The following is a 2,042-nucleotide window of genomic DNA, read 5'->3' on the forward strand; positions in this document are numbered from 1 at the left end:
ATTTTCCGGAGATGTCTAGTGATTATCAGAACATGATATTACCTATTCCCCTACAACCAAAATTTATTTTCATAACCAAAAATTGAACCTATATCTCATTAGATTTGACAGTATTTTAATAATCAATAAAATTCTTATTCGCTGTATTAAAAAAAAGGTAATTTTAAAGTAAATGTACTGCCTTGATTGGGTACACTTTCAACAGTAATATTACCTTGATGAAGTTGAGCAATCGCTAATGCAATAGACAAACCTAATCCCGAACCTCCTGTCTGACGAGAGCGATCGCTATTTACACGATAAAATCGGTCAAAAATTCGTTTTTGTTCTGTTTCGGGAATACCAATACCTGTATCTTTGACATGAATTAAAGCAGAATTAAGATGAACTTCTAAAATTATTTTTACCTCACCCTCTGGAGGTGTATAGTTAATAGCATTAACAACTAAATTGGAAACTAAACGATATAGTTGTTCCATATTTCCTATCACTTTCACAGATTGCGAAACCCTAATTTCAGATACAAGTTTGACTTTTGTAGCAACTGCCAAAAATCCAAATTCTTCCGCGATGTCATTAACTAAATCATTCAAAAAAATAGGTTCTTGTGTTCTAGGAAATTTCTCCATCCCACTATCCATGCGACAAAGTATCAACAAATCTGCCACCATTTGAGATAAACGTTGATTTTGTCGCCCCATTATTTATAGAGTTTCCTTAGCTTCTGTCTCAGTTAGTTTTGGCAACATTAAAGTAGATTCAATAGTCGCGCGAATAGCAGCTAAAGGCGTTCGTAACTCGTGAGCAGCATCCGCCGTAAATTGCTGAATTTGCCGATAAGATTGGTAAATAGGGCGCATTGCTTTGCCAGATAACCACCAACTAGCACCAGCGATCGATAAAATTCCTATTGGCAAACCCAAAAGTAAAATATAAGTAACTGTTTTGATATATTCATCAAAATCTTGCAAACTCCTTCCCACCAGAAGGTATCCCCACTCCAAGTCATCCTGAGTATGCAGCATTAAAGAAATTTGTCGATAACGTTTACCATTGACAGTAATAGTTTGTAGCTGTGGTGTGTTTTGAGTTAGTTGCAGTCCTTTTACTCCTAACCCCCCTACTGCTATTAAATTGTGGGAGCGATCAAGTAAGCGCAAATAATAATTTGCTGTTTCAGGAACTCCTGTCTGCGGTTCAGTAAAATTGCAGGAGGTTTCGACTAAACAAAAATTAGGTAAGATGCGAGTTGCTGCAATAGTTATCTGTGCAGGTTGTTCAAGAACAGTTTTTAAACTGTTGTGTATTGTTGTTGCCACTGACTTAAGTTCTCTGTCAATGGTAATTCGGTGAGCGTGGAGAATAGCTTCATAAAATCCTAAACTGCATAAACTCAGGATAACTCCCATTACCATGACATACCAACCAGCTAGGGAAAGGCGGGTTTGTTGAAATAGCTTGTTTTGGTGCATTTTTGAGTGACATACTGCTATGGGCGAGTTAAAAGTCATATCATGTCCGCTGGTATCGGAGAGTGAACCAAAGGCTAAATATCTACAGGAACTTTAGGTTTTTTCGGGGTGATTAACTGTTGAATAAAAATTGTAGAAAGTAGTTGCTAGCGTGTAGAAAAATGTTTTAATATTAAACAGGTAACTAAAGCTATTGAAATATTTAAAGGTGAATGAGACTTGTTGACAGACATATTATTAACCGAACACATAACTTTTGGGCTTGGTGTGATGACTTAGCCTTTAAGTCAAAAAACTTGTATAATTTGGCTAATTATTATTGTCGTCAGCATTTTTTCAAGTGCTCAAAAAGTCTGGATTTAACTAAACTGTACCACGCCACAAAAGATAGCGATGCCGTAATTAGCATTACCAACTAAAGTATCAAAACAAATAATCAAATGCTTGGTTGCGACTTGGCGTGGTTATTTTCAGGCCATCAAAGAGTGGTCAAAACATCCAGGGAAGTTTTTAGGTAAACCCAAAATACCAAAGTATAAAAATAAAACTCAAGGTAGGAATGTAGTTATA

The 2,042-nt window shown here is 36.1% G+C and carries 2 protein-coding genes; both read right to left on the reverse strand.

Translation table 11 applies throughout. The annotated features are described in order from the left end of the window. Positions 1-146: 146 nt before the first annotated feature. Entirely contained in the window at positions 147-701 is a 555-nt protein-coding gene (locus tag AFK68_RS43925) for a sensor histidine kinase (protein WP_371357156.1), read from the reverse strand. Between the two features lie 3 nt (positions 702-704). Beyond that, positions 705-1,511: a histidine kinase dimerization/phospho-acceptor domain-containing protein gene (locus AFK68_RS43930; RefSeq protein WP_371357158.1), complete on the reverse strand. Its 807-nt coding sequence runs from the start codon at positions 1,509-1,511 to the stop codon at positions 705-707. Positions 1,512-2,042: the final 531 nt, after the last annotated feature.

It is taken from the genome of Hydrocoleum sp. CS-953 (genome assembly GCF_002260545.1).
Lineage (GTDB): Bacteria > Cyanobacteriota > Cyanobacteriia > Cyanobacteriales > Microcoleaceae > Trichodesmium.

Bases quoted from the DNA above. Each gene is read 5' to 3' on its own strand.
- AFK68_RS43925 (WP_371357156.1), bottom strand. From the start codon at position 701: ATGGGGCGACAAAATCAACGTTTATCTCAAATGGTGGCAGATTTGTTG.
- AFK68_RS43930 (WP_371357158.1), bottom strand. From the start codon at position 1,511: ATGACTTTTAACTCGCCCATAGCAGTATGTCACTCAAAAATGCACCAA.